This window comes from Flavobacterium sp. P21, assembly GCF_050632225.1.
Lineage (GTDB): Bacteria > Bacteroidota > Bacteroidia > Flavobacteriales > Flavobacteriaceae > Flavobacterium.
Genome location: NZ_CP192585.1, coordinates 4,911,948 through 4,937,616 on the forward strand (window position 1 = coordinate 4,911,948; position 25,669 = coordinate 4,937,616).

The 25,669-nt window shown below is 35.2% G+C and carries 13 protein-coding genes and 7 pseudogenes; 4 read left to right on the forward strand and 16 right to left on the reverse strand.

Annotated elements, in window-relative coordinates; translation table 11 throughout:
* Window positions 1–157: 157 nt before the first annotated feature.
* From ACQ9BO_RS24735 to ACQ9BO_RS24770, 8 genes and pseudogenes are all read right to left on the reverse strand, one after another.
* Window positions 158–1,012, reverse strand: a pseudogene (locus ACQ9BO_RS24735) (fumarylacetoacetate hydrolase family protein).
* 84 nt (window positions 1,013–1,096) lie between these two features.
* Window positions 1,097–1,862: pseudogene (locus ACQ9BO_RS24740) on the reverse strand (SDR family NAD(P)-dependent oxidoreductase).
* Between the two features lie 91 nt (window positions 1,863–1,953).
* Window positions 1,954–3,609, reverse strand: a pseudogene (locus tag ACQ9BO_RS24745) (UxaA family hydrolase).
* A 16-nt stretch (window positions 3,610–3,625) separates the two neighbouring features.
* Window positions 3,626–4,870, reverse strand: a pseudogene (fucP, locus tag ACQ9BO_RS24750) (L-fucose:H+ symporter permease); the annotation flags it as partial.
* 269 nt (window positions 4,871–5,139) lie between these two features.
* Window positions 5,140–6,695 (reverse strand): annotated as a pseudogene (locus tag ACQ9BO_RS24755) (GH92 family glycosyl hydrolase).
* Complete coding sequence (locus ACQ9BO_RS24760; protein ID WP_431242882.1) at window positions 6,692–7,336, reverse strand: hypothetical protein; 645 nt, start codon at window positions 7,334–7,336, stop codon at window positions 6,692–6,694. The pseudogene ACQ9BO_RS24755 and the gene ACQ9BO_RS24760 overlap by 4 nt, the downstream one beginning before the upstream one ends.
* A 122-nt stretch (window positions 7,337–7,458) precedes the next feature.
* A complete protein-coding gene (locus ACQ9BO_RS24765) occupies window positions 7,459–8,442 on the reverse strand; it encodes a glycoside hydrolase family 3 C-terminal domain-containing protein (RefSeq protein ID WP_431242883.1) in 984 nt (327 codons plus the stop codon).
* Window positions 8,412–9,638, reverse strand: coding sequence for a glycoside hydrolase family 3 protein (locus ACQ9BO_RS24770; RefSeq protein ID WP_431242884.1), 1,227 nt, complete (start codon window positions 9,636–9,638; stop codon window positions 8,412–8,414). The genes ACQ9BO_RS24765 and ACQ9BO_RS24770 overlap by 31 nt, the downstream gene beginning before the upstream one ends.
* A 548-nt stretch (window positions 9,639–10,186) precedes the next feature.
* Between ACQ9BO_RS24770 and ACQ9BO_RS24775 the strand changes: the two are divergent.
* The 4 genes and pseudogenes from ACQ9BO_RS24775 to ACQ9BO_RS24790 all read left to right on the forward strand — a co-directional run bounded on the left by ACQ9BO_RS24775 (window position 10,187) and on the right by ACQ9BO_RS24790 (window position 14,346).
* A pseudogene (locus tag ACQ9BO_RS24775) lies at window positions 10,187–11,868 on the forward strand (GLPGLI family protein).
* Window positions 11,869–12,035: 167 nt separating this feature from the next.
* Complete coding sequence (locus ACQ9BO_RS24780) at window positions 12,036–13,367, forward strand: alpha-L-fucosidase (protein ID WP_431242885.1); 1,332 nt, start codon at window positions 12,036–12,038, stop codon at window positions 13,365–13,367.
* Window positions 13,368–13,379: 12 nt separating this feature from the next.
* Window positions 13,380–13,547, forward strand: coding sequence for a hypothetical protein (locus ACQ9BO_RS24785; protein ID WP_431242886.1), 168 nt, complete (start codon window positions 13,380–13,382; stop codon window positions 13,545–13,547).
* 181 nt (window positions 13,548–13,728) lie between these two features.
* A complete protein-coding gene (locus ACQ9BO_RS24790; protein ID WP_431245203.1) occupies window positions 13,729–14,346 on the forward strand; it encodes a M28 family metallopeptidase in 618 nt (205 codons plus the stop codon).
* A gap of 346 nt (window positions 14,347–14,692) precedes the next feature.
* Here the strand turns inward: ACQ9BO_RS24790 and ACQ9BO_RS24795 are convergent, their stop codons facing one another.
* The 8 genes and pseudogenes from ACQ9BO_RS24795 to ACQ9BO_RS24830 form a co-directional block, all read right to left on the reverse strand.
* Window positions 14,693–16,144, reverse strand: coding sequence for a SusD/RagB family nutrient-binding outer membrane lipoprotein (locus ACQ9BO_RS24795; RefSeq protein ID WP_431242887.1), 1,452 nt, complete (start codon window positions 16,142–16,144; stop codon window positions 14,693–14,695).
* A 144-nt stretch (window positions 16,145–16,288) separates the two neighbouring features.
* A complete protein-coding gene (locus ACQ9BO_RS24800; protein WP_431242888.1) occupies window positions 16,289–18,901 on the reverse strand; it encodes a hypothetical protein in 2,613 nt (870 codons plus the stop codon).
* Between the two features lie 11 nt (window positions 18,902–18,912).
* The gene (locus tag ACQ9BO_RS24805; protein WP_431242889.1) at window positions 18,913–19,620 is read right to left on the reverse strand and encodes a TonB-dependent receptor plug domain-containing protein; all 708 of its coding nucleotides are present in this window, start codon (window positions 19,618–19,620) and stop codon (window positions 18,913–18,915) included.
* 274 nt (window positions 19,621–19,894) lie between these two features.
* Window positions 19,895–20,662 carry a substrate-binding domain-containing protein gene (locus ACQ9BO_RS24810; protein WP_431242890.1) on the reverse strand — a complete coding sequence of 256 codons (768 nt, stop codon included), beginning with the start codon at window positions 20,660–20,662 and terminating at the stop codon, window positions 19,895–19,897.
* Window positions 20,647–20,835 carry a hypothetical protein gene (locus ACQ9BO_RS24815; protein WP_431242891.1) on the reverse strand — a complete coding sequence of 63 codons (189 nt, stop codon included), beginning with the start codon at window positions 20,833–20,835 and terminating at the stop codon, window positions 20,647–20,649. The genes ACQ9BO_RS24810 and ACQ9BO_RS24815 overlap by 16 nt, the downstream gene beginning before the upstream one ends.
* A gap of 629 nt (window positions 20,836–21,464) precedes the next feature.
* The gene (locus ACQ9BO_RS24820) at window positions 21,465–22,253 is read right to left on the reverse strand and encodes a glycoside hydrolase family 3 C-terminal domain-containing protein (RefSeq protein WP_431242892.1); all 789 of its coding nucleotides are present in this window, start codon (window positions 22,251–22,253) and stop codon (window positions 21,465–21,467) included.
* Window positions 22,231–24,135: a glycoside hydrolase family 3 N-terminal domain-containing protein gene (locus ACQ9BO_RS24825; RefSeq protein ID WP_431242893.1), complete on the reverse strand. Its 1,905-nt coding sequence runs from the start codon at window positions 24,133–24,135 to the stop codon at window positions 22,231–22,233. The genes ACQ9BO_RS24820 and ACQ9BO_RS24825 overlap by 23 nt, the downstream gene beginning before the upstream one ends.
* Window positions 24,136–24,251: 116 nt before the next feature.
* A pseudogene (locus tag ACQ9BO_RS24830) lies at window positions 24,252–25,588 on the reverse strand (alpha-L-fucosidase).
* Window positions 25,589–25,669: the final 81 nt, after the last annotated feature.

Sequence of the window (25,669 nt, forward strand, 5' to 3'; positions counted from 1 at the left end):
GTTTAAATTTTATTAATTAACATTAAAAACTAAAAATGCCGAAGTGTGTACGACAACATTTTTAGCTCAAATCAATATAAATTTTGTAAACACATAGAAACTTAAAAATTATGTTTCTATGTGTCTTTTATTAATCAAATCAAAAGATTGAACTAATCTATTTTGAATAAGCTACAGCAAGCTGTTTACTGTCGCCTAAACCGTCCATTCCTAATTCAACAACATCTCCAGCTTTAAGATAAATAGGATCTGGTTTAATTCCCAAACCAACACCAGGAGGCGTTCCTGTACTGATAATATCTCCAGGAAGCAATGTCATAAATTGACTTAGATAATGCACTAAAAACGGAATTTTAAATACCAAATTAGAAGTATTACTGTTTTGGAATGTTTTTCCGTTTACTGTCAACCACATTGGAATGTTGTTAACGTCTTCTATTTCATCTTGAGTTGCCAAGAATGGCCCAAGAGGCGCAAAAGTATCACATCCTTTTCCTTTAGCCCATTGTCCGCCGCGTTCTATCTGAAAAGCTCTTTCGCTGTAATCATTCAGCAACCGCATAACCTGCAACGTAATCTAAAGCATCGGCTTCTTCTACATAACTTGCTTTTTTGCCAACTACAAAAGCCAATTCAATTTCCCAGTCCGTTTTTTCGCTGTTTTTCGGGATGATTAAATTGTCATTTGGTCCGCATAAAGAGGTGCTTGATTTAAAGAAAATAATTGGTTCTGTCGGAATTGGAGCATTCGTTTCAAGGCAATGATCCACATAATTCAATCCAATACAAATTATTTTTGAAGGTCGTGCAACCGGAGAACCCAAACGAACCGAAGCATCAACTTCTGGCAAGACAGGATTGCTCTCTAAAGCCTTTTTTAATTTTTCTAATCCATCTTCCTCAAAAAAGCTTCATTATAATCTGTTACTAGTGAGGATACATCAAATCTTTTTTCGCCTATTAAAACACCTGGTTTTTCTTTTCCAGCTTCACCAAATCGTATTAGTTTCATTTTATTACTTTATTATATTATACTTTTCTTATTCGATTGCATAAGTTTTTGAATTCTAAAATCTTAAAGCGGTTCTCATTTCACTTAATTGTTCAATTTAATAAAACCACCGTCAAGAGGATAATCACAACCAGTTACAAAACCTGATTCGTCACTGCACAAAAACAAAGCTAAAGCCGCTACTTCGTCTGGTTTAGCCATACGGCCAATTGGCTGTGTTTTTGACAATTTTTCGAACATTTCGGCTTCTTTTCCTGGATAATTTTTAGCAATAAATCCATCTACAAAAGGCGTGTGAACTCTTGCAGGCGAAATTGAATTGCAACGAATATTTTCTGCCATATAATCTTTAGCGACAGATAATGTCATAGCCATTACTGCTCCTTTCGCTGTTGAATAAGCAAAACGATCCGGAATACCAACCCACGCAAGCAATTGATGCCATATTTAAAATCACACCGCCACCTGAAGCTCTTAAATGCGGTACAGATGCATGAAGACAATTGTAAACACCTTTTACATTGACATTCATAATTCTGTCAAAATCTTCTTCTGACGTATTATCCACTTTTCCAACGTGAGCAATACCGGCATTGTTTACCAAAATTTGAATATTTCCAATTTTTTCAAATGTTGCAACTACCTCCTTTTGGTTTGCTACATTGCAAGCATGAGAAAATACTTTTCCTCCTGCCGCTTTAATTTCAGCAACAGCGCCTTTAGCGCTTTCTTCCGTTAGTTCGATAATATGAACTTCAGCTCCTTGTTTTGCAAATAAAGCAGAAATTGCTTTTCCAATTCCGCTTCCGCCACCTGTAACTACTGCTTTTTTATTTTGTAATGAAAACATATTTTTTATTTTTAAAGATTTGAAAATTCAGCATTAACCTTTTTCAAACCTGCATTTTATACATCTAATTTTCTTTAAAAGAAATTCATTTTTACAAAGATACACCACGTTTCCACGGAATAAAATCATCCTGATTTAAAGAAACTGCTTTTGGAATAATTTCGCCACTTGCCGCTTTGATGCAATATTCCAAAATATCTTCTCCCATTTCTTCGATTGATTTTTCTCCGCTAATAATTGGCCCGCAATCAATATCAATGATATCGCTCATTTTTTTGCCAATACCGAATTTGTCGCCACTTTAATAACCGGACAAATCGGATTACCTGTTGGCGTTCCTAATCCTGTTGTAAACAATATTAATGTAGCTCCAGACGCCGCTTTACCAGTTGTTGCTTCAACATCATTTCCTGGTGTACAAACTAAACTCAAACCTGCTTTTGTTGCTGGTTCTGTATAATCCAATACATCTACAACTGGTGCTGTTCCTCCTTTTTTTGCGGCTCCTGCACTTTTTATAGCATCGGTAATTAATCCGTCTTTAATGTTTCCTGGCGATGGATTCATGTGAAAACCTGAACCTACTTTGTGTGCAAGTGCATCGTAAGATTGCATTAAATCAATGAATTTTGTCGCTACCTCTTCGTTTGTACAACGATCGATCAGATTTTGCTCTACACCACATAACTCAGGGAATTCGGCCAAAAGTACTTTTCCGCCTAAAGCCACCAGTAAATCAGAAGTATAACCAACAGCAGGATTTGCAGAAACGCCACTGAAACCATCGCTTCCTCCACATTTTACTCCCAAACACAATTCGCTTAAAGGCGCTGGAGTTCTTTCGAATTTGTTGATTTCGACTAATCCTTCAAATGTTTTTTTGATTGCATCGGCAACTAATTGTTCTTCACTTTTGGCTTGTTGCTGTTCAAAAACCAATAATGGTTTATCAAAAGCCGGATTCTGCTTTTTAACGTCATTTACAAAATCCTGAATCTGCAAATGTTGACAACCTAAACTTAATAAAGTAATTCCAGCAACGTTTGGATGATTCGCGTAAGAAGCTAATAAAGCGCTCAAAGTTGCCGCATCCTGACGCGTACCACCGCAACCGCCTTGATGATTTAGGAATTTGATTCCGTCAACATTTTTAAATATTCTATTTGCATTTGCAGTCGGCGTCATTTGAACATCAATTGCGTCCAAATCTTCTCCATTCTTATAAGCCTCAAGCAAATAATGTGTGTATTGCGTGTATTTATCACTAACAGAATATCCTAATTCATTGTGAAGCGCTTCGCGAATGACATCCAAATTTCGGTTTTCGCAAAATACTGTTGGAATAAACAACCAGTAGTTTGCTGTTCCAACACGGCCATCGCTTCTTTTGTATCCATTAAAAGTTCTGTTTTGGTATTTCGAAACATCCGGCGCTTGCCATTCGAAATCTACATCTCGATAGTGATAGGGTTCAGCGAGCATGTTTAAGATTTTCGGTGGTCATGAGACTTCCTTTTGCAACATCACTTTGCACTTTTCCAACCAAAACCCCATACATCGTGATTTCAGAACCTTGTTTTAAATCAGCTGTATAAAATTTATGTTTTGCTTTTATAGTATCAGTCAAAACATAGTCTTGCCCTTCAAAAGTTACTGTTTCGCCTTTTGCTAAATCAGTTAAGGCAACCAAAACATTATCTGCCGGGTGCATTTTTATAACCAATCTTTTAACTCCGTTTTCTAACATATTATATAAATAGAATTTATGCTTTATTTGTTTTATGTCCGTTAAATGCAAACAATAGTATCACCGAAAAACAAGTCAGCGGCACTACATAACCGTATTGAATGCTTCCTGTGATATCTGAAATCAATCCTAAAACCGGAGGAAGTAAAGCTCCCCCAACAATAGCCATTACAATCAATGAAGATCCTATTTTAGTATTATGACCAAGCCCGTCGATTCCCATTGAAAAGATAGTTGGAAACATAATACTCATAAAAAAGGCGATTGCTATTAAAGTGTAAACCACAATCATTCCCGAACCAAAAATGGCCACTAAGGATAACAAAATATTAATGATGGCGTAAATGATTAATAATTTTCTTGGTTTAATGTATTGCATGAAAAATGTCCCTGCAAAACGTCCTAACATAAAAGCCAGACCAAAGAAACCTAAATATTTAGCCGCTACATCTTCGCCAAGACCTGCAGAAGTAGTCGCCATTTTTATAAAAAAACTACCTACACAAACTTGTGCTCCAACATAGAAAAACTGTGCTAAAATTCCCCAACGCAAGCGCATCGATTTTAAAGCTCCTGAAAAACTAGCGCCTTCTGCTCCTTCTTTATCTTCATCTTTTACATCGGGCATATTGGTAAAATAGAAAACCAATGCTACTGAAAGAATAATCAATCCTAAAATTAAATAAGGCATTTTTACACTTGTCGCTTCTTCTAAAATATAAGCATGCAAATCTGCTGGAGCCATTGCATCCATTTCTGCCTTTGTCAAATTTTTGCCCGATAAAATCATTGGTCCCACATAGGCAGGTGCAATAAAAGCGGCAAGTCCGTTAAACGATTGTGAGAAGTTTAATCTCTTTGTTGCTGTTTCAGATGGGCCTAAAATGGTTACATATGGATTTGCGGCAGTTTCTAAAAAAGTAAGTCCGCACGCAATAACAAATAAGGCTCCCAAAAAGTAAATATATTGTAATGAATTAGCGACCGGCACAAATAAAATGGAGCCAATACCAAACATAACCAATCCAATCATAATACCTGATTTATAACCGTATTTCCTCATAATATATCCTGCAGGCAAAGCCATGAAAAAATAAGCCACAAATACAGAAGAATCGATTAAAGAAGATTCTAAATCGGTAAGATTGAATGCTTTTCTTAAATGTGGAATAAGTATTGGGTCTAGGTTGTGCACAAAACCCCAGAAAAAGAAAAGACTGGTAACCAATATAAAAGGAAATAACCATTTCTTATTTTCTTGAGAAGATACTTTTTTTGCATATCCAGTTCGGTTAGTAAAGCCATATGTTTTTTATTAAAATTTGTGGTTATTGGAAATATAAAAATACTATATCTGAGGTATATGTATTAATTCAATATTGTCCTTGTTTAATCAGTAATTGTCAATTCTAAAAAAATCGAATGAAAAAATATTGCTTTCTGAAAAGAATACAGGCAATAAAAAAATCCCAAATCCAAATCGTTAAATTTGGAATTTGGGATTTTTTGTTTTTTGTTTTCGAAAGCAATTTACTGTGCCGAATATGGTCTATCTTTAGCAGAAACTCCCCAAGTTTTAGAAGGTTTTGCTCCCATCGTAAATACCAATTCACCACCTTTCATAACATCAGAATGGAGAATATAACTTTTTGTGTATTCTTTTCCGTTTAATGTCGCTTTTTGGATATAAATATTTTTTGAACTGTTGTTTAAAGCTTTTACCGTAAACGTTTTTCCATCGGCCAGTTTTAAAACTGATTCATCCATTGAAGGGCTTCCGATGCAATAAACTCCGTTGTAAGGATTTGCAGAATACATTCCCATAGCGTTCCAAACGTACCATGCCGACATTTGTCCAACATCTTCATTTCCGCATAATCCATCTGGTTTGTCAGTATATAAATTGTCGACAATGTAACGCACCTTTTCAGCAGTTTTCCAAGGTTGACCCACAAAATTGTATAAGTATGTAATGTGATGACTTGGCTCGTTTCCGTGTGCATATTGCCCAATCAAACCTGTAATATCGCTTGAAGCTTCTTTCCCCATATCACCAGAAATCGTGAATAAAGTATCCAGTTTTTTTGCAAATGGTTTTTCTCCGCCTAGCAATGCAATAAGTCCTTCAACATCTTGCGGTACTAACCAAGTATATTGCCACGCATTTCCTTCGGAAAAATCACCTTTTTCATGTATGGATTTAAACGGATCAAAAGGCGTTCTCCATGCTGTATCGCTTAACTTTGCTCGTACAAAACCAACTGAAGGATCATAATATTTTTTGTAGGCTTTTGAACGATTAAAGAAGTAATTATAATCTTCCGTCTTTCCCATTTTTTTGCCATTGCGGCAATTGCCCCATCAGAAATTGCATATTCTAATCCATAAGAAACTGATTCTCTCAAGCTATCTCCCGGAATATATCCTAGCTTTTTTACAAAATTAACCCCGCGATCAGCCTGCATTGCGGTTGCTTTTACAGCTTCAAAAGCCAAGTCGCCATCAATACCTTTTATTCCTTTTAAATACGCATCAGCAACAATCTGAATAGCACTATTTCCCGGCATACAATAAGTCTCATTTCCCATTAAATGCCAAACCGGAAGATGCCCTGATTCTTTATAAATTGCCAACATCGAATTGATCATATCTGAAACTTTTTCTGGCTGTGTCAATGTAAATAAAGGATTTGCGCCTCTATATGTATCCCATAAAGAAAAAGTGGTCAAATTGGTAAATCCTGCTTCTCTGTGAACTTGTTTATCTGTACCGTAATAATCGCCATTAGCATCATTAAAAATAGAAGGCGCAATCATAGTATGGTACAAAGCGGTATAGAAGATTTTCATTTTGGCAGGATCAGCTGATTTTACAGCCATTTTGCCTAATTCTTTATTCCATTTTTCATCTGCCTGAGTTGCTACTTTTTCGAAGTCCCAACCTGCAATTTCTTTTTTGATATTCATTAAAGCATTTTCAGTACTTACTGGCGAAATACCAACTTTAATCTTAATAACTTCATCTTTCGAAGTGGAGAAATGAATAACAGCTTTTGCGCTGTCTCCCGAAACTACTTTGTTGATCATTTCTTTTGTATTCTCATACAATTGGATTTTTTCGCTGGTTTTGATAGAATGGTCGCAAAATAAATTCGCTGATCATTTGCCCATCCTTTTGAAAAACGATAACCTTCGATCAAAGTATCATTTTTTATACGGATATACGTATCAACCGCTCGATCCCAGCCAATTCCTTCTACTAAATCCAACACAACATGTGATTGATCTGAAGCCGGAAATGTATATTTCTGAAAGCCTACTCGCTCGGTAGCAGTCATTTCAGCTTTGATTTTGTTTTTCTTTAAAATAACCGAATAATATCCTGGCTTTGCCGTTTCATCTTTACGATCAAAATCTGAGATATATCCGTTTGCCATATCTTTTGCAGTTCCTTTTTTCAAATTCACTTTGCCAATTGCAGGCATAAATAAAAAATCGCCAAGATCACCAATTCCGGTGCCGCTTAAATGCGTATGTGAAAATCCAATAATGGTTTGATCAGAATAATGATAACCCGAACACCAATCCCAACCTTGCGAAATATTTACGGGTCCTAGTTGAACGCCTCCGAAAGGAACATTGGCCCCCATAAAAACATGACCATGAAATCCTGTCCCAATATAAGGATCTACATATTGTGTCAAATTTTGTTTGGTCTGACTGTGCATTTGCAGACAGCAAAGGCCCAAAAGTGTAAAAAATGCTTGCTTTAATATTTTTATTCATTTTTGTTTTTTTTTGTTTTTGCGACAAAAGAATCAAGTCGCTGTTTTTTGCTTTTGTTTTTATCTTACTTTGAAATTTCAAAACTACCTTCTAACACTGTATCTCTTGAATTCGATCCAATTTTTAAATTGTAAATTCCTTCATAGATTTTAAATTGTTTTGTCGTATCGTCCCATTTTTGAAGTTCTTCTAATGGAATTTCCAATGTTATTGTTTTTGATTTTCCTTTAACTAAAGAAACACGTTTAAAAGCTTTTAGTTCTTTTATTGGCTTTCTATCCATATTTGGATATTCAATATAAACCTGAGCTACTTCATCTGCATCATATTGACCGGTATTAAAGATTTCGATTTGCATTGAAACTTTATCTGAGCTCATTTTGACTTCCTTAGGCTGTTGAACCCAATTGTAACCAAAAGAAGAATAACTTAATCCAAAACCAAAAGGATATTGTACTTCTTTGTCAAAATAGCGATACGTTCTGCCCTTCATTGCATAGCTATTGTAATCTGGCAAATCACTGAAAGATTTATAAAAAGTAACAGGCAAATGTCCTGAAGGAGAAGATTTGCCAAAAAGAAGATTTGCCAAAGCAGTTCCGCCTTGCTCGCCCGGATACCAAGCAAAAACAATAGCATCTACAAAAGGTTCAATTGCTGAAATATCAACAGCACTTCCTCCGGTTACTACTGCGATAAGAGGTGTTTTTGTTCCTTTTCTAAGTGCTTTGATATAGGCAATATGTGAAGCAGGAAGATCCATGTTTTTTCGGTCTCCTTTTCCATCGGCTAAAAATGCGTCGCCTTCTTCGCCTTCATAAACAGGTGTAAAACCAATAACAGCAATCGTAACATTTGCCATCGAAGCGACCCAAACGCCACCAAAATCTGTCGTATTTGTAAAATCGCAACCCATGTCATATTCCACGCGCGTGTCTGGATCGGCGGCGCCTGCAATTCCTTCAACAAAGTTTACTGCCTTGTCGCTAATTCCATGATAATTCCCTAATAACGCATCTAATGAGCCTGCATTTGGCCCAACAACCATAATTGATTTATAATCTTCTTTTTCAGTGGCAATACTTTTGTTTTGCTGTCGCCAAATTGACCGTTTTTCAGCAAGACCATACTTTGTTCTGCCATTTTCAAACTCAGCTTTCTGTGGTACGTATTAGCAATACTGTCTATACCATATTTCCTGTACGGATTATCTTCGGCTTTGTCATAAAATCCTAATTTGAATTGCGTTCTCAGAGTTGGCGCTAATGCGTTATCAATATCTTGTGCCGTAATTAATTTTTGATTCAATGCGTTGATGGCATCTTTTTGCAATAATCCGCCGCAATCCATGTTTACGCCACGTTTAATTGCTTCGGCGACAACAGTTACACTATTTGGCAACGTTTTATGGCCTTCGTAAATATCCTGTAATGCCCAACAATCGGTTACTACATGTCCTCCGAATTTCCATTCTTTTCTTAAAATATCCTGCAAAAGCGTTTTTCCTGTGCAACAAGGTTCAGAATTCACTCTGTTATAAGCGCACATTACCGTTTCAACCTTTGCATCAACCAGTTTTTTAAAAGCATACAAATAGGTTTCTCTCAAATCTTTTTCATCAACAATTACATCAATCGAATGTCTTGTTTTTTCTGGTCCGCTGTGTACGGCAAAATGTTTGGCACAAGCCGCCGTTTTCATGTATTTAGGATCAGTTCCTTGCAATCCCTTAACATAAGCCGTTCCCATTTTTCCAGTAAGAAAAGGATCTTCTCCGTAAGTTTCCTGACCTCTTCCCCAACGCGGATCTCTAAAAATATTAATATTTGGAGACCAAAAATTCAATCCCATGTATTGCAGGCGACGGTCTTTGGCTACAGCCATATTATTTTTAGCTCTGGCTTCTGTAGAAATTGCATTTGCTACTTCATTTAGCAAAGGATCATTAAAAGTAGCCGCCATTCCTAAAGCCTGAGGAAAAACAGTTGCTTTTCCAGCCCTTGCCACACCATGCAACGATTCATTCCACCAATTGTATTGCGGAATATCCAATCGTTTTACTGCTTTGCTTTCAAAACCTAATAAAGATATTTTCTCTTCAATAGTCAATTGTTTCAATAAATCATCTACCCTTTTCTCAATTGGCAAACTTTGGTTTTTATAAGCTGGAGTTTTTTGTGCATTTGCAAATCCCATACAAAGGCAAAAAAACAGTATAAATCGGTAAGTGTTGAAACAATTCATTATCGCAATATTTAAAATTTCATAATCTATTTTTTTCTTCTAAAACGTTTTACCAATTCAAACGAAAAAGAAAGGCCTAAAGCCATCCAAAACATTTCAAAAAAAACACAACTATCTGTAAAACAGAAATAAAGTCTTTTCAAAACAGTTAATTAATCTGTGTAATTTCGGAAATTTAAAGATATAATATCTTTTCTTTAAATAATACTTCGATTTTATCTAAATTTAAGTAACAATTACCTTTATAAAATAGCTGATAAGAAACAAAAAGCTAATTTTTTAAGAAAAAAGACCGTATTAAATTCGATCACAACTGAAAATTTTCTACTTTAGCTTTTTACGAAATTCGTACTGAGATTCGAGTCTAAATCCCATTTTTAATTTTTTAAACGCCCAATGAAAAACACTCTCTGATTGTTTTATCCCTTTTTGATCTTATTTTATTAAATCGATTTAGTAAATTAATCTATATTCGGATATTCTTATTAACTAATTATGTATGAACTGCTTCCTATTGCATGAGAGGCAATCATAAAACCAAACCAAATATGAAAAAAATTTCCTTAACATTACTTGCCATTTTCGTTATTACATTGTCATTTGGGCAAAAAGCGCCAAAGGCCATCAAAATTACTTATCAAAGAAGTTATAACGGAAAAATTGCTGAAAACCAAGATCCATTAATTTTGTTCACTTCCAAAGAATTGAGTCTGACTAGTACCTCTAAAATTTTAGAGCAAAAGGCAACATTTCCTTACGAGCAGACTTTTATTGATTTCAATACCAAAACCATTTCGCAATGGGCACAGCTTAAAGACAAATCGATTCTTAATAATGATACTGAAGCTTTAGGAAAACAAAAATTTGAATTCAGCAATGAAACCAAAAAAATCCTGAATTATACGTGCAAAAAAGCGACAACTTCGGTAAATTCCAATAAAATCGAAATCTGGTACACAACCGATTTAGGCTTAAAAGGCGGGCCTTCAGTTTTAGGACAGGATTTAGGTTTGGTTTTAGAAACAATCCGCAATGGAAATAATGTTGTTACGGCATCAAAAATTGAAACATTAAAAACGATTCCATCTTTTTTAAAAATTCCGAATGTACAAACTGTCGATCAATTGACTTATAAAGATTTATTGTGGAAAAGCCGTTTTATCAATATTCCTATTTTTAATAAAGAACAGATTCATTTTGTTTCTGATGCAAAATCGAACGACAGCATTTTGCGATTTGCAAGTGGAACAGTCATCGTTCGAAAAGTAAAACTTCCAGAAATCAAAAAAGGAAGTGCCATTTTTGTTGACGTAATGCAACAATCGAATGGTGATGCGTACGACAGAACAGGATCTGTATTTATGATTCCGATGGACAAAAAAATGTCATTTCTTGACGGATTGAAAGACGGAGTTAAATCATTACCAACCTACGAAAATGGAAACGGAAAAAAATATCAAGGAGTTGCCGCAACAGAGGACTTCACCCCTTTATTGGAATTGATGCGTTTTTTCACTCCTTTTGGTGTAAAACATTTCAACTATCTGCAATTAAAAAATAAAGTTTGGCAGGATAGCGTTTCTTATCGCCAAGATATTTCGCTGTTGCAACCAAAATTAAGCAATCAAGAAGTTTATATCGGAATGTTTATCGGGAACTATGATGCCGGCGGACATAAAGCAAGCTTGAATATTACCATTCACGAAGGCGAAGACAACAATACAAAAGCCGATTACATTCTTCCTCTTTTCAACACACTCAATGTAATGGAAATGGCAGGTCAAGAATACGGAACTATGTTTGACAATGAAAAAGGATTAGAAATGTCATTTGAAGTGCCAGAGGGATACAAAAATTTTAAATTGAGTTATACTACAACCGGTCACGGAGGTTGGGGAAATGGCGATGAATTTCTGCAGAAAAAAATACCATTTTTATTGATGGAAAAGAAGTTTTTGGATTTACACCTTGGCGCACCGACTGTGGTTCTTACCGATTGAGCAATCCGGCTTCGGGGAATTTTGGCAACGGTTTATCATCATCTGACTTAAGCCGTTCAAACTGGTGTCCGGGAACGACTACCAATCCAAATTTAATTGACTTAGGAAATTTAACTCCGGGAAAGCATACCATTCGCGTTATGATTCCGCTTGGAAAACCAGAAGGAACCAGCGAGCAGTGCTTGGAATGTTTCAGGATTTCTAATCGGAGAAAGGTAATTGATAATTAAATTTAGATAATATCGACTTATTTATTAAACGTAAGTCTTTCTATTTTTAAATTTCAGAAAAGAGACGTAACCAAATCAAGTCCAACGAATTATATTCTCACCAAAAATACTTATTTGATTATCGTTTTTTTCTGAAATCTAACTATCAAACCACTTAACTCAAGAACATGAAAAAAATCACATTTTGTCTGCTGTTTTTCTCGCTGAGCTTAACACCAATAATTGCTCAAAATTACACACCAACGGAAGGAAATTTAAAAAACCGAAAAGAATTTCAAGATGATAAATTTGGAATGTTCATTCATTTCGGGCCTTATAGTGTTCTGGGAAATGGCGAATGGATTATGAACAACCAAAACATCAAAGTTACAGAGTATGGCAGATTGATTAATGTATTTAATCCGCAAGATTTTGATGCCAAAAAATGGGTTGGAATTGCCAAAGCGACGGGCATGAAATACATTACTTTTACCACACGACACCATGATGGTTTTAGTAATTTTGATACCAAATTATCAGACTGGAAAATTACTAATACACACTTCAAAAGAGACTTGCTGAAAGAACTCGCAGATGAATGTCATAAAGAAAACATCAAATTATTTTGCTACTATTCTCTCTTAGACTGGACCAGAACTGATTATCAATACGAAACCGGAAAAACTGGAAAAGGAACCGGCAGAACGCAAAAAAGTGACTGGAACAGCTACATCCGTTTTATGAAAGGACAATTGACTGAAATACTTTCAAACTATGGAAAAATTAGTGGCATTTGGTTTGATGGTCATTGGGATCAGCTGGATAATGACACCGATAAAACATTAACTTCAAAAGTCAATTGGCATTATGATGAAATTTATTCTTTGATTCACTCGATTCAACCCGACTGTTTGATTTCAAATAATCACCATTTATTGCCAATTCAAGGAGAAGATTTCCAAGCATTTGAAAAAGATTTACCAGGCGGAAACACTACCGGATTTGGAGGACAATCTGTTTCTCAGTTGCCCTTAGAAACTTGTGAAACCATGAATAATTCTTGGGGATTCAATATTAATGACAGAAAATACAAATCGACAAAAGACTTATTGCATTACATGATAAACGCCGCAAGTCTGAATGCGAATTTCTTGCTGAATGTTGGTCCAATGGCCGATGGAACAATTCAACCCGAATTTGTTGAGACTTTGAAAGAAATAGGAATTTGGATGAACAAAAACGGAAACAGCATTTACGGAACAAGAGGCAATATTACAAAACCACAAGATTGGGGTGTATTTACGGCAAAAGACAAAACTCTGTTTGCCCACATCATCAATACTCCAAAACAAGCAGATTATATTTTTATTCCAAAAATGAAGCAAAAAATTAAAAAATGCTATTTGATGGACAGCAAGAAGAAAATCAAATTCAAACAACAGCCAGAAGGGACTTTTGTTTATTTGAACGGAATCAAAATGGACACAATCGATACCATAATAGAAATGCAAATACAATAAATTAATTTTCAAATGTTTAAAAAAATTATTTTCTTCTCTGCTGTTGTTTTTATTACTGCTGAAAGAGGAAACGCACAATCAACATTTTCAGCAGAAAAATTTCTGAAACATGACACTTATCTTGCATCAGATAAGTTAGAAGGTCGTTTGGCCGGAACAAAAGGCAATAACGAAGCGTGACTTACATCAAAAAATATTTCAAAAAATTCGGACTTAAAGAATTCAACAACAACTATTACCAGCCTTTCAAAATATTCATAAAACCAGATATCAATAAAATGAAATCAGATAGTGTTTCGACGCAAAATGTTGTAGGCTATCTCGAAGGTTCTGATGAAAAACTAAAAAAGAATTCATCGTCATTGGAGCGCATTATGATCATTGGGGATGGGGCGGAAAAGGCTCAGGAAGCAAGAAAAAAGACACGCTTGCGATTCACAATGGAGCTGATGATAACGCTTCTGGAGTTTCTGCCTTATTATCTATTTTAGAAGAATTGCATCATGCTAAAACTGCTCCAAAAAGAAGCATTATCTTTATTTCTTTCAGTGCCGAAGAAGAAGGTTTATTAGGTTCTAAATATTTTGTCAATCATTTGCCAGTAGATAAAAATGCCGTAAAAGTGATGATCAACATGGATATGGTTGGAAGATTAAACGATAAAAAAGAACTTTATATGGGAGGCGCCGGCACTTTTCCCGACGGTGTAGAATTGATGAAAAAATTGGGCGAAAATAGTGGACTTAATTCAATTGTGTTTGCGGGAGATGTAGGCGGTTCTGATCATGTTACTTTTTACAAAAACAATATTTCAGTGATCGGACTGCATACAGGCGGACATCCGCAATATCATACACCAGAAGATGACACTGCTTTAATTAATAGCGAGGGAGCTATTTTGGTTTCAAAATACATTTACAATGCTCTGACGGCTATTGCCAATTATGAGCAACCGTTGACTTTTATCAAGCAGAATTAGAAAAGTGAGAATGCAAATTTATCACATATTTCATAGATCATACAGATTAAAAAAGGCGAATCAAAGTAGATTCGCCTTTTTTTGTGCTCCTTTATTCTTTTATTTCCACTTAAAAATCAACCTCTTACAACAAAATCTCTTTTAATAAATTTTACAAAGAGTGTAACAGTTCCTAAAAAACAAAGTCTCTAAAAGTATCGAGTCTTCTCAACTCGATCAATATTAGTTTGGTTGAGTTTCAACAACTGTCACATTGTTGAAATTAGGTTTTCACAAACAAAACCCCAGACTCAGGATCTCCTGAATCTGGGGCTTACCAAGTACTAACCAAACATTAAAAATGAAATTATTTTACGTCCCAGAAAATTTTGGTACTTAAATTATCATTTGCTTTTACAGTATTGTAATTTGCAGTGTTATAAACACTCTCTGAACTTGGATATGTCCAACGTGTAGGAGGTGTTTTTCTAACAGAACTTGTTTCATCTTCCATGAAAGTTAATGCTGGAAGTTTCAATCTTCTTTGTTCTGCCCAAGCTTCGTCAGCTTGCATGATGTTGAAGTGAATGTACTTTTGGAAAGCAATTAACTGCAACTGAGCCGCCGCTGTAGTAGCGCCTGCAAAGTTGATTTTAAGAATATAAGCATCTATTTCAGCCGCAGTTGGCTCAGAAGTTGGCTTCCAAGTTAAATCATCTGCTTTATCTCCTAATCTTACATAGTATTCGATAGATTGTCTGATTGCTTTCTCAAAATGTATTTTTGCCGTAGCTCCATTACCATTTCTTGAGTAGTACTCAGCAAGAAGCAAGTTCATTTCAGCCGCGTTAACTAATGTACCAGGCAACCAATCATTTCTACTTATTACAGATCTGTTGTAGATTGCAATTTTACCATCAGTAAGCAATTGATCTTGCGCTCCTGAAGTCAATGATGGATCAAGTCCTACATAAGTTGTTGCATTTACTCCTTTTTCAAACAACCACTGCTCACGAGGATCTAGATTAGCATTCATGTGGTCAATCATAGGTTTTGGAGCAACGTTGTTGTTAGATGTTTCTAAAGCATCGAAGAAGCCTGAAGTATCTAAATCTGTATCCTGAGTATATACTTTGAAAGCAATGTTTTCTGCATTCTCATCAACAATTTTTCCTTCAGCAATGATTTCAGCGATTTCAGTATTTGCTCTCGAAGCTAAAGAAGAAACTCCAGATACTCTGTTTAGGATTCTTAAACGCAATGAGTTACAATAGTTTTTCCACATTACCAAGTTTCCTTTGTTGATCAAATCCTGATTTTTGAACTCTACTCCCGTTTTTGTAGATAAAGTAATTGTGTTCAATTCAGTAGAAAAACCTTTCAAATCATCTAACATTTTTGCATAGATCTCAGTTTGGCTATCATACTTCGCAATTGCTTTAGTATAATCACCACCTGTCATACTGATTTTACCTGCCTCAGAAAAAGGAATATCACCATAGTTGTCGATCATTTTTTGTGTATGATCATACAAATAGATTGTTGAAGCAATAGTATAAATTCTGCTATCTGCTTTTTCAGCATCAGGCAAAGCGACGAATGCTTTTTCCAACTCTCTATATTGTGTAATAAAGTTGTAATATCTATCCCATCTGTAAACTGTAGCCGCTCCAGGAATATAACGTCCTGTAGTATTGGTAAATCCGTGTGCTTGAGTGTACGTAAGAGAAGTTGATCTAAGAACTGTAAAATAGTTCCAATATGACGGAATTACATCCTCAAAATTAACTTTTAAGAATCCAGCGAACTGTTTAGGCACAGTTGTAGTTTCAATCTTAGATGGATCTCTATATGCATCTGCGAAATCATCCTGCGAGCAAGAACCTAGAAAAGTCCTGCTGACGCTAATGATATATATAATAATTTTCTCATGTTGTATTTTTTTAAATTAGAATTTATCAAATTAGAATGATGCTCTTAACGATACTCCATAACTTCTAGTCGCTGGAGATAAACCTGCGTTGTTTACGTTTTGAGCCCATCTTGTTCCTGCAGTAGTTGCTTCAGGGTCCATATCCTTAATTGTTCTATAGATAAAAAACAAGTTACGTCCGAAGAAAGAAGCGCTTAATCTTGTAGCTCCAATTTTTGCGGCCCAAGCAGACGGAACATTATAAGCCAATGATAATTCTCTTAACTTAACATAATCATTCTTTTGAATATACAATTCATAACGAGAGCCGCTGTATTGAGGTCCACCCCAGTTGTAAGTCATGTTGTAGTAACCCGCTTGAGAGATAACATTTGTATTTTTTGTACCATCAGGAGCTATACCGTCCATCAACATACCATCACGGAATAGTTGTTGACCAGCTGGTCCTGCAGTTGCACTGTTAGGAACCTGAACTCCTTTACCATTATCCATGTAGTAAGTTAAACCACCACGCTCATTCGTACTGAAGTTCAAACTTTCTTCTGTCAAACCTCTAGAAGTCATCCAGTTAACACCAGTCGGCATTAAATAACCTCCGTAAGAGTAATCAATATTCACATCTAATGTGAAGTTTTTGTAAGTAAATGTATTGATCAAACCTCCAACACCTTTAGGCATTGCTGATCCGTATTTCACCCATTTATCACCATCGATCATATAGTATCCGTCAGAATCAACCATTTTGTTTCCGTTAGCATCTGTTTTAACAGGGTGTGCATAAATACCTCCCATTGGCTCACCAACAACTGATTTCAATTGAGTCGCTGATCCATCATAATCTGCATGCAAATATTCTTTTGAACCATCAGACAATGATACTAGCTTGTTTACGTTTTTAGCCCAGTTGAATGTTACATCCCAAGAAAAACTTTCTGTTCTAAAAGGAGATCCTGTTAACGAAACTTCAAAACCGTGGTTAGCTAATTCTCCAACGTTAGCCAAGATAGATTTCGCTCCTGTAGTAGGCGCTAATGTCAAAGGAAGAATTTGGTCTTTAATTTTTGCATTATAGTATGAAAAATCTAAACCTAATCTTCTGTCAAAGAATTTAGTTTCAAAACCAAGCTCATACTCATTTTTCATTTCAGGCTTAATTCCTTCGTTACCATATGATGCATTAGATGTTGTAATCAAAACAGGAGTAGTTGTTCCTTGAGTACCCAATGTAGTCTGGTTAAATGCAACGTTTGCTAAATAAGATTCTGGATAGCTACCCACAATTCCCCAAGAAGCACGTAATTTTGCATAACTAACAACTTCTGGTAATTTAACTGCTTCTGACAATACGAAACTTGAGTTAACAGAAGGGTATGTAAATGAATTGTTGTTTGGGTTCATTGTAGAAGTACGGTCTCTTCTAAGTGTGCCTTCTAAGAATAAATAATTTTTGTAGCTACCATTAACAGTTCCAAAAACAGCATCTTTCAAAATTTCATATCTTTTAGAAGTACTGTTTGCCATATTGATAGAAGCATTCATATCGTACCATCCTTCAACACTCAATCCTCCATTTGTAGAACGAGTTAAAAATTTACCTGTTTCTTGAGAACCATTGAAACCAACTTGCGCCCCTACAGTAAAATCGTCGTTAAGTTTTTTGTTATACGTTAACAATACCTCCCCATAAAGAATGTTGTAATCTTGAGATTCCATTCCAAAAGCACCAGATCTGTCACCTCCAAATTGATAAATTAAAGGAACTTCTACAGGATCTCTATTTTCGATATTTACTGAAGATAAATCTGTCGAAACACGACCACGTAATGAAAAATCTCCAAACGTAAGTGTTTCTGTAACACTAGCGATCAAACGGTTTGTAATCTCATCTTGTTGCTTAGCATTTGTATTCCAAAAATAATCTCCAATATCCGCTTTGAATCCATTACGAATAATGTTTTCAGATGGAGTTAAACTCTGACCATTTACGCCTTGAACATATTTGTAACCTAAACTTGTTTGGTATTTGGCTCTATACCAATCTCCATTATCAAATGGGCTAAGCATACCTGTAAAATTATTCACCAAACGGTCCATAGCATAAGCACGGTTGTTAACCTTTTGGTTCATGTAGTTTACAATAACATCAGTTTTTAAGAATTTACCTGTTTTAAATGATGCATTTAAGCTTAAGTTGTTTTTCTTATTGCTGTTACCCATAGACAATCCATCTGATTCAATATGTGTGTAAGAAAAACGAATATTACTGTTATCAGTAGTATTTGTAAGTGCCACGTTTGTTGTAGCATCCCATGCATTTTGGAACAAGTTTTTATAACCGTCTTTTTGTGCAGAATATGGACGAACCACACCATCCCAAGACATAATTGGCTGACCATCAAACCAAGGACCGAAGTTGTTACTACTAGCTGAAACTCCTCTCATATCAGCAACACCGTCACCATTAGTATCATAATGTGCAAAACCATCTGGTGCTAAATATCCTGAAGAGTAGTTAGCATTTGTCCAACCTGGACCTCTTTCATATTGAAATCTTGGCAAGTAAGCAATTTGATTTCCTGAATAGCTTGTACTGAAATCAATACCTAAACCTTTTTTCCCTTTACCTGATTTTGTAGTAATCAAAACAACTCCATTTACAGCTTCAGAACCGTATAATGCGACGAAGCAGAAGCTCCTTTAAGAATCGAGATGTTCTCAATATCTTCAGGGTTAATATCTGCTAAACCATTGCTTTTCATACGTGGTTGGTTCCAATAATCACCATTGTTAACATCACCATCACGAATTGGAATACCATCCATAACGATAAGTGGTTGGTTTTTACCAGAAACACTATTCAATCCACGAATCTGGATATTGATTGGCCCAGATCCACCTGGAGCAGATGTAATACGTACACCTGGCGCTTTACCATATAAAGAGTTTGCAATTGTAGGCGATGCAGTTTTAGTAATCGCATCTGCTTTAATTATACTTGTGGCATATCCAATAGATTTGTTCTTTTTAGTTTGCCCCAAAGCAGTAACCGTAATACCATCAAGTTCATTAGTAGCAGTAGATAATCTAACGTCCATTCCGTCAGTAGCTCTTAATTCTACTGTTTTAAATCCTACTGCACTAATAATAAGTGTAGCTCCTTCTTTTACTGAAATTTTAAATCCTCCGTTTTCATCAGTAATTGTCTCTTGCTTTGTTCCTTTCTCTTTCACATTTGCATAAGGAACCGGCAAATTCGTATTATCTGTAATTACACCGGAGATTGTCTTGTTTTGTGCATTTACTCCTTGGTAACACAACATCATTAGAAAAACTAACAATGATTTGTATAACAGTTTTCTCATAATTAATATTAGTTTGGTTTGGTTTAAATTTTATTTTTAAATTAAAAGGTTCTGATTATTTAAAAAAACATTGGATACTAAAACCTTTAATTTTCATATTACCAGTTTCTCAATCTGGCAACAACTGAGTTTCTTGTTTGTCACATCTCTATTTTTTCTTTTATATCATACGCGTTTTTTTTTGTTTAATAATTGGTTTGAGTTTTCTGTGTTATTTATTTTCTTTACTACTATAACGTTTTAGCAATTGGTTTTTAAAAAAAGGAATATTATGCTATACCGACTCTCTTATAGTTAAACTTCCCTTTTTCTTTTCTTTTATAATCTCGTAATCACTTCCATCTGTCATTTGTTGCATTAGGAGTTTTACTGTTTTCTTTCCCATTTCTTCAATTGGTTGTGCGAGCACTGTAATTGAAGGAGAATTAAGCCTGAAACTGTCATGATCATCAAAACTAATCACTGCTTTATCTATTGGAATTTTCAACCCGAGTTTCCTTAAAGATTGTAATCCTGCCAACAGCAAATAATTGGCTCCAAACAATATGGCGTCGATATCAGTATTGGCATTCAAAAATTCAGAAATTCTTTCTATTCGTTTATCTTCTGATATTTGATAATCCATATCCAGAATTCTTGATTCATCATATAAACCGACTTCTTTCAATGCATGAACATAACCTTGCTTCCTCAGATTCATTTGAATCAACTGTGAGTAATTGGTAACAAAAGCAATTTTTTTAAATCCTTTTTCTAAAAGAAATTGTGTTGCTTTTTCTGCTCCTTCAAAATTATCAAGCACTACATGACTTACTTCTTGACCTTCAAAATAACGATCGACTAATACAACTGGACATTGAAGTTCCAATAGTCTATCAATCGTACTTTTCATGTTTTCGGTTGGCGTTATGATAAATCCATCCACATTAGCCTGCAACAAACTATCTACTAACTCCACCGCACGTTCATCACTTCCTCCTGTACTGCAATAAAATACTCTGTAATTAGAGTCTATCGCTTCTCTTTCTATAACTTTCGCCAAATCAGAAAAAAGTGATTTGATATATCTTCTACAATAAGCCCAATCGATCTTGTTTTGCCTGTTCTCAAACTACTGGCGATCATATTGAGTTTGAATTTCATTTCTTCACTAATTTTAAGAACCTTCTTAATCACTTCTTTGCTTATCCCCATCTTTTCGCCCTTGTTGTTCAAAACAAATGAAACAGTTGTAACTGATACATTTGTCGCTTTGGCGATATCTTTAATGGTGATGTTTTTTTCATGAAACGTTAAGCTTATCTTAAACTTTAGTTAATATGTTTAAACAAATATATATTTAATAAAACGATTTACAAAAACGTTTTAGTATTTTTTTTATGCTAAATTATTTTTTTTAACATTTAAAAAACTCAAAACTAAATTTTAAGCCTAACCGCTTGAAAATAAAACACTACACAACACAAATCGAAATATTATTTTTCTCACAAAACGAAAAAACAGGGCAAAAATTCAATAAAAATCAATATTGCAAAAAATGATGCTTTAAAATCGTGAAAAATGCGACATTTTTAACATAAATATATGTTAACTAATATTCATATAACAATTGCTTTACTTGCACATTCTGTTTTTAACTTCATAAATAATTGTCTTTTTGTTTTTTGTATTTTTTATCAAAAAGAGAAAATCCCTTTTCTTCTATTTATGCCTTCTTTTTTATTGATTTTCAAAGTTGTAAGCTTTTTATTGCATTCGTTTTTATTTGAGCGCTAAAACTCACAAATTCATTTGGTTTCTTTTGTCTTTAATTCTAAAACCTTTCCTTTTTTGAGTCGCTTTTGCTATTCCGAAACCGTAATTATCTCTCTTAATCGAATATCTCTTGAAGAAGCGCCAATCATAATTCTAAAATCGCCAGGTTCTACAACCCAATTCATTTCCTTATTCAACATTTTAAGCGTTTCTTTATTGATATCAAATGAGATTTCTTTTGATTCTCCAGCCTTAAGCGAAATTCTCTGAAAGCCTTTCAACTGTTTTATAGGCTGAGCAACAGATGCCAAAACATCTCGCACATACAACTGAACAACCTCATCGCCATCAACATTGCTTATATTTTTTATGGTGCAATACACTTTTGTCGATTCTGATTTTCCAATTTGTTTTTTGTCAAAACGAAGATTGCTATATTCAAACGTTGAATAGCTCAATCCGAAGCCAAAAGGAAATAATGGCGCTCCGTTTAAATTGGTGTAATCATCAGAACGACCTGTTGGCTTATGGTTGTAAACCAATGGCAATTGTCCTTCAAAAACTGGAAAAGTGATCGGCAGACGACCCGCAGGATTTCGATCTCCAAACAAAATATTGGCAACAGCATGACCTCCATCTTCGCCCGGATACCAAACATCCAAAATTGATGGCACATTATTAATCCACTTATCCATAGTGATAGCACTTCCGCCTACCAAAACTACCACGACCGGTTTTCCTGTAGCGGCGACTGCATTTATTAATTCTTCCTGATGTCCGAGCAGACCTAGATAAGCTCTGTCGTTAAATTCTCCTTCTTCGATTCCGGTCGCAATTACTGCAACATCCGATTTTTTAGTCGTAGCTGACTGCTTCATTTATTTTATTTTGCCAATCATTGGCAACGCCAACATTCCAAACCAATTTAAATTTTGCATACCCTTGCGATTCAAAGAACTCAACTTTAATATCGTATTCTTTGTCTTTTTCAAAATTGAAATCAACGAGTTTAGTTGAATAAGTTTGACTTTTCCAATTGTCAATAATTAATTTTCCATTCAGATATAGACGAAAGCCATCATTACCTTCAAAACCAATTTTATATATTCCCGTTTCTGGGGATTTTATTTTTCCGCTCCATCTGACAGAATAAAAATCATAATTAATTTTTTCTTGATCTGGAGAATAAAGTGTCCAATCAAAATTAATTGCCTGATCTACTCTAGTCAAAACAGGGCTTCCGCTTAATTGTACATTATTGAAATATTCACCCAATAAGCCATTTTTGGTTTTACCATTTTCAATACTTGCCAATTGAATAGATGGAACCGGAACATATTCTTTGCTTCTTCTTGCAACTCCTTCTGCAAAATTTATTTGGGCCGATGCTCCTAACTTTGCTTTTATTCCATCAAGCATATTTACTTTTCCATTTCCCGGTCCGCTGTAACCTCCCAAACGTGCTTCGGTAATATCATTTCCAATTAAAGCAATGGATTTGATTGATTTTTTTAACGGCAAAACATTGTTTTCATTTTTCAGCAAAACGATTCCTTTTTCGGTCGCTTCTCTTGACAACAATTTGTGGGCTGGATTTCCATTCCATTTGTTGGTTTCTTTTTCATCCGCATACGGATTTTCAAATAATCCCAATTCAAATTTCAATCTTAAAACCCGAGCCACGGCTTCGTCTATATTTTTCATATCGATTCTTCCGTCAAGGAAAGGCGGTTGAAATAATTTATAATGATCATAAGCTGTTTGAAAAATCACATCTAATCCATTATTGATAGCATTTGCTCCCGATTCTGGATAATCTTTTGCGGTATAATGCAGTACATTTCCGCCGCCCACAGCATTCGCATCAGAAATAATGAATCCTTTAAAATTCATTTCTCCTTTTAATTTTTTATTCAACAACCAATCATTTGCTGTACATGGACTGCCATTTATTGTGTTGTATGAAGTCATAACACTTCGGCTTCCTCCTTCTGTAAAGCATGCACGAAAAGGTGGCAACTGATATTCTTCCAGATAACGTTCATTGTAATCAATTGGGTAACTGTCACGACCACCATCGCCACTATTGGCAAGGAAATGCTTTGGAGTTGTAATTACTCCTCTTTCTTCAAACGAGGAAACATAAGCTACGCCCATTTTTGAAGAAAGAAAAGGATCTTCTCCATACGTTTCTTCCACTCTACCCCAACGAACATCTGAAGCAAGATTGACAACTGGCGATAAAATCTGGCGAATTCCGCGACTTTTTGATTCCAATGCAATCGCTGTTGAAACCCTCTTTACTAATCCGGGATCGAAAGTTGTCGCTAATGAAATAGATTGTGGAAAAGCGGTAGCTCCATCTCTTACCAATCCGTGCAAAGCTTCATCAAAAGCAATAATTGGAATTCCGAGACGTGTTTTCTCAACAAAATATTTCTGTATTTTATTAATTAGTTTTACTGTTTCTTTAGCATTACTTGCGGCGCTGTAATCTAAAATTTGATTGCTCGCATCAGAACTTCCTTTGGCACTAACCTGAAAACCAAAAATTCCATTTTTATAATTTGCTTCACCATCAGACAAATCACCAGGAATCATGAACATTTGCCAAAATTTCTCCTCTGTCGTCATTCTGGACAATAAATCCTGAACGCGTTCTTCAACAGGCAATTTTGGGTTTTTATATTTTGGCGTATTTTGAGAAAATAATGATTGAAATCCCAGAAACAGACCTAGTAAAAATATTTTTTTGTTCATGCTTAAATTATTGAAACGCCTATAAGGCATTAGTTTTATTGGCTTTTATATGAAATCAATTCAAAAATTAGATGAAAAAATGCCATCCCCATCTAGGAAATGACATTTTAGAATTATTAGTTTGTCAGAAATCCTCCATGACCTCTGTATAATTTAATCGGCGCATCTAAAGTAACTTTGATACAAGTCACATATTTATCGATTGCACTTTCTGGAAGATCGATGTAAACCAATCCCGGAACGGCGCTCCATGAAATTTTTCCAACCACTTTATGAGTCAGTTTTACATTAGAACCCAAAACCGTAATATCTTGAATTTTATTATCAAGACCTTTCAACATCAATTGACCTGAAGTTTTTCCGTGAACAAATAAATAAAGCGTTTTTGAATCTTTAGAAAGTGTTGTTGGCCCATAAAAATGCCCTTGTGGAATTCCAGGAATAGTTCCAAAAATCCCTTCTCCATTTCTTCTGTTCCAATCTCCCAATTCTTTTAGAGTTGACACAACCGTTTCAGGATAAGTTCCATCAGGTTTTGGCCCGATGTCAAGCAATAAATTTCCGCCATTTGAAACGGCATCTACAAAAATCGTTACAATTTCATAAGGTGTTTTCCAATTGTTGTCGCTCACGCGGTAACCCCAGTTTTCGTTCATTGTCATACACAATTCCCACCATTTGAAGGCTGGGCGCACTACTGGAAAATTTTGTTCAGGAGTATCATAATCTCCGTAACCTTGCAAACGTCCATTGATGATCGTATTCGGATTTCTGTCCAACATCATTTTGCGTGTTTTTTCAGCCTGCCATTCCTCTGCACTGTGTTCCCAATCGCCATCAAACCACCACAAATCTGGATTGTACCAATCTGAAATTTCTTTAATTTGGCCTTGGAAAAATTTCTGAAAACGCTCCCAACGTGCTGGCTCTTTCTTGATATCGTATCGTGCTTTGTCTTTCAAAAATCCCGGATAATCATTGTGAGTCCAATCGATTAATGAAAAATAGGCACCACATTTTACATCTCTTTTACGCAATTCTTCAAAAATGGTTTGATCATATCTTTTTTTGCAGGACACGTTTTAACTGAACTCAATTTACCCAACTTAGTATCGTACATCGCTACACCATCATGATGTTTGGTTGTGATTACAGCATATTTTGCTCCCGAATCTTTAATCATATCCGCCCAAGTCGCAGGATCATAATTGCTTAAAGTGTAACTTTTTTGTTGTTTCATATAATCTTCAACAGAGATTTTTCCGTTATGAAAACTCCATGATTCAGAAACATCCGCAACTGAATAAATTCCAGCGTGAATAAAGATTCCTAGTTTCGCATCCTCAAACCATTTCATTTTTTCAGCAATATCTTTTGCTTCAATTTTATTTTGCGAATAGCCTGCGATAGTTGTACCAATTACTAAAATCGCTAAGATTATCTTTTTGGTCATTTTTTTATTTTTATGTAGTTTTAACTGTTTTATGGTGATTGTTGTGATGGCAAATCTTTACTTTCTGCTTTGCCGTGCAGT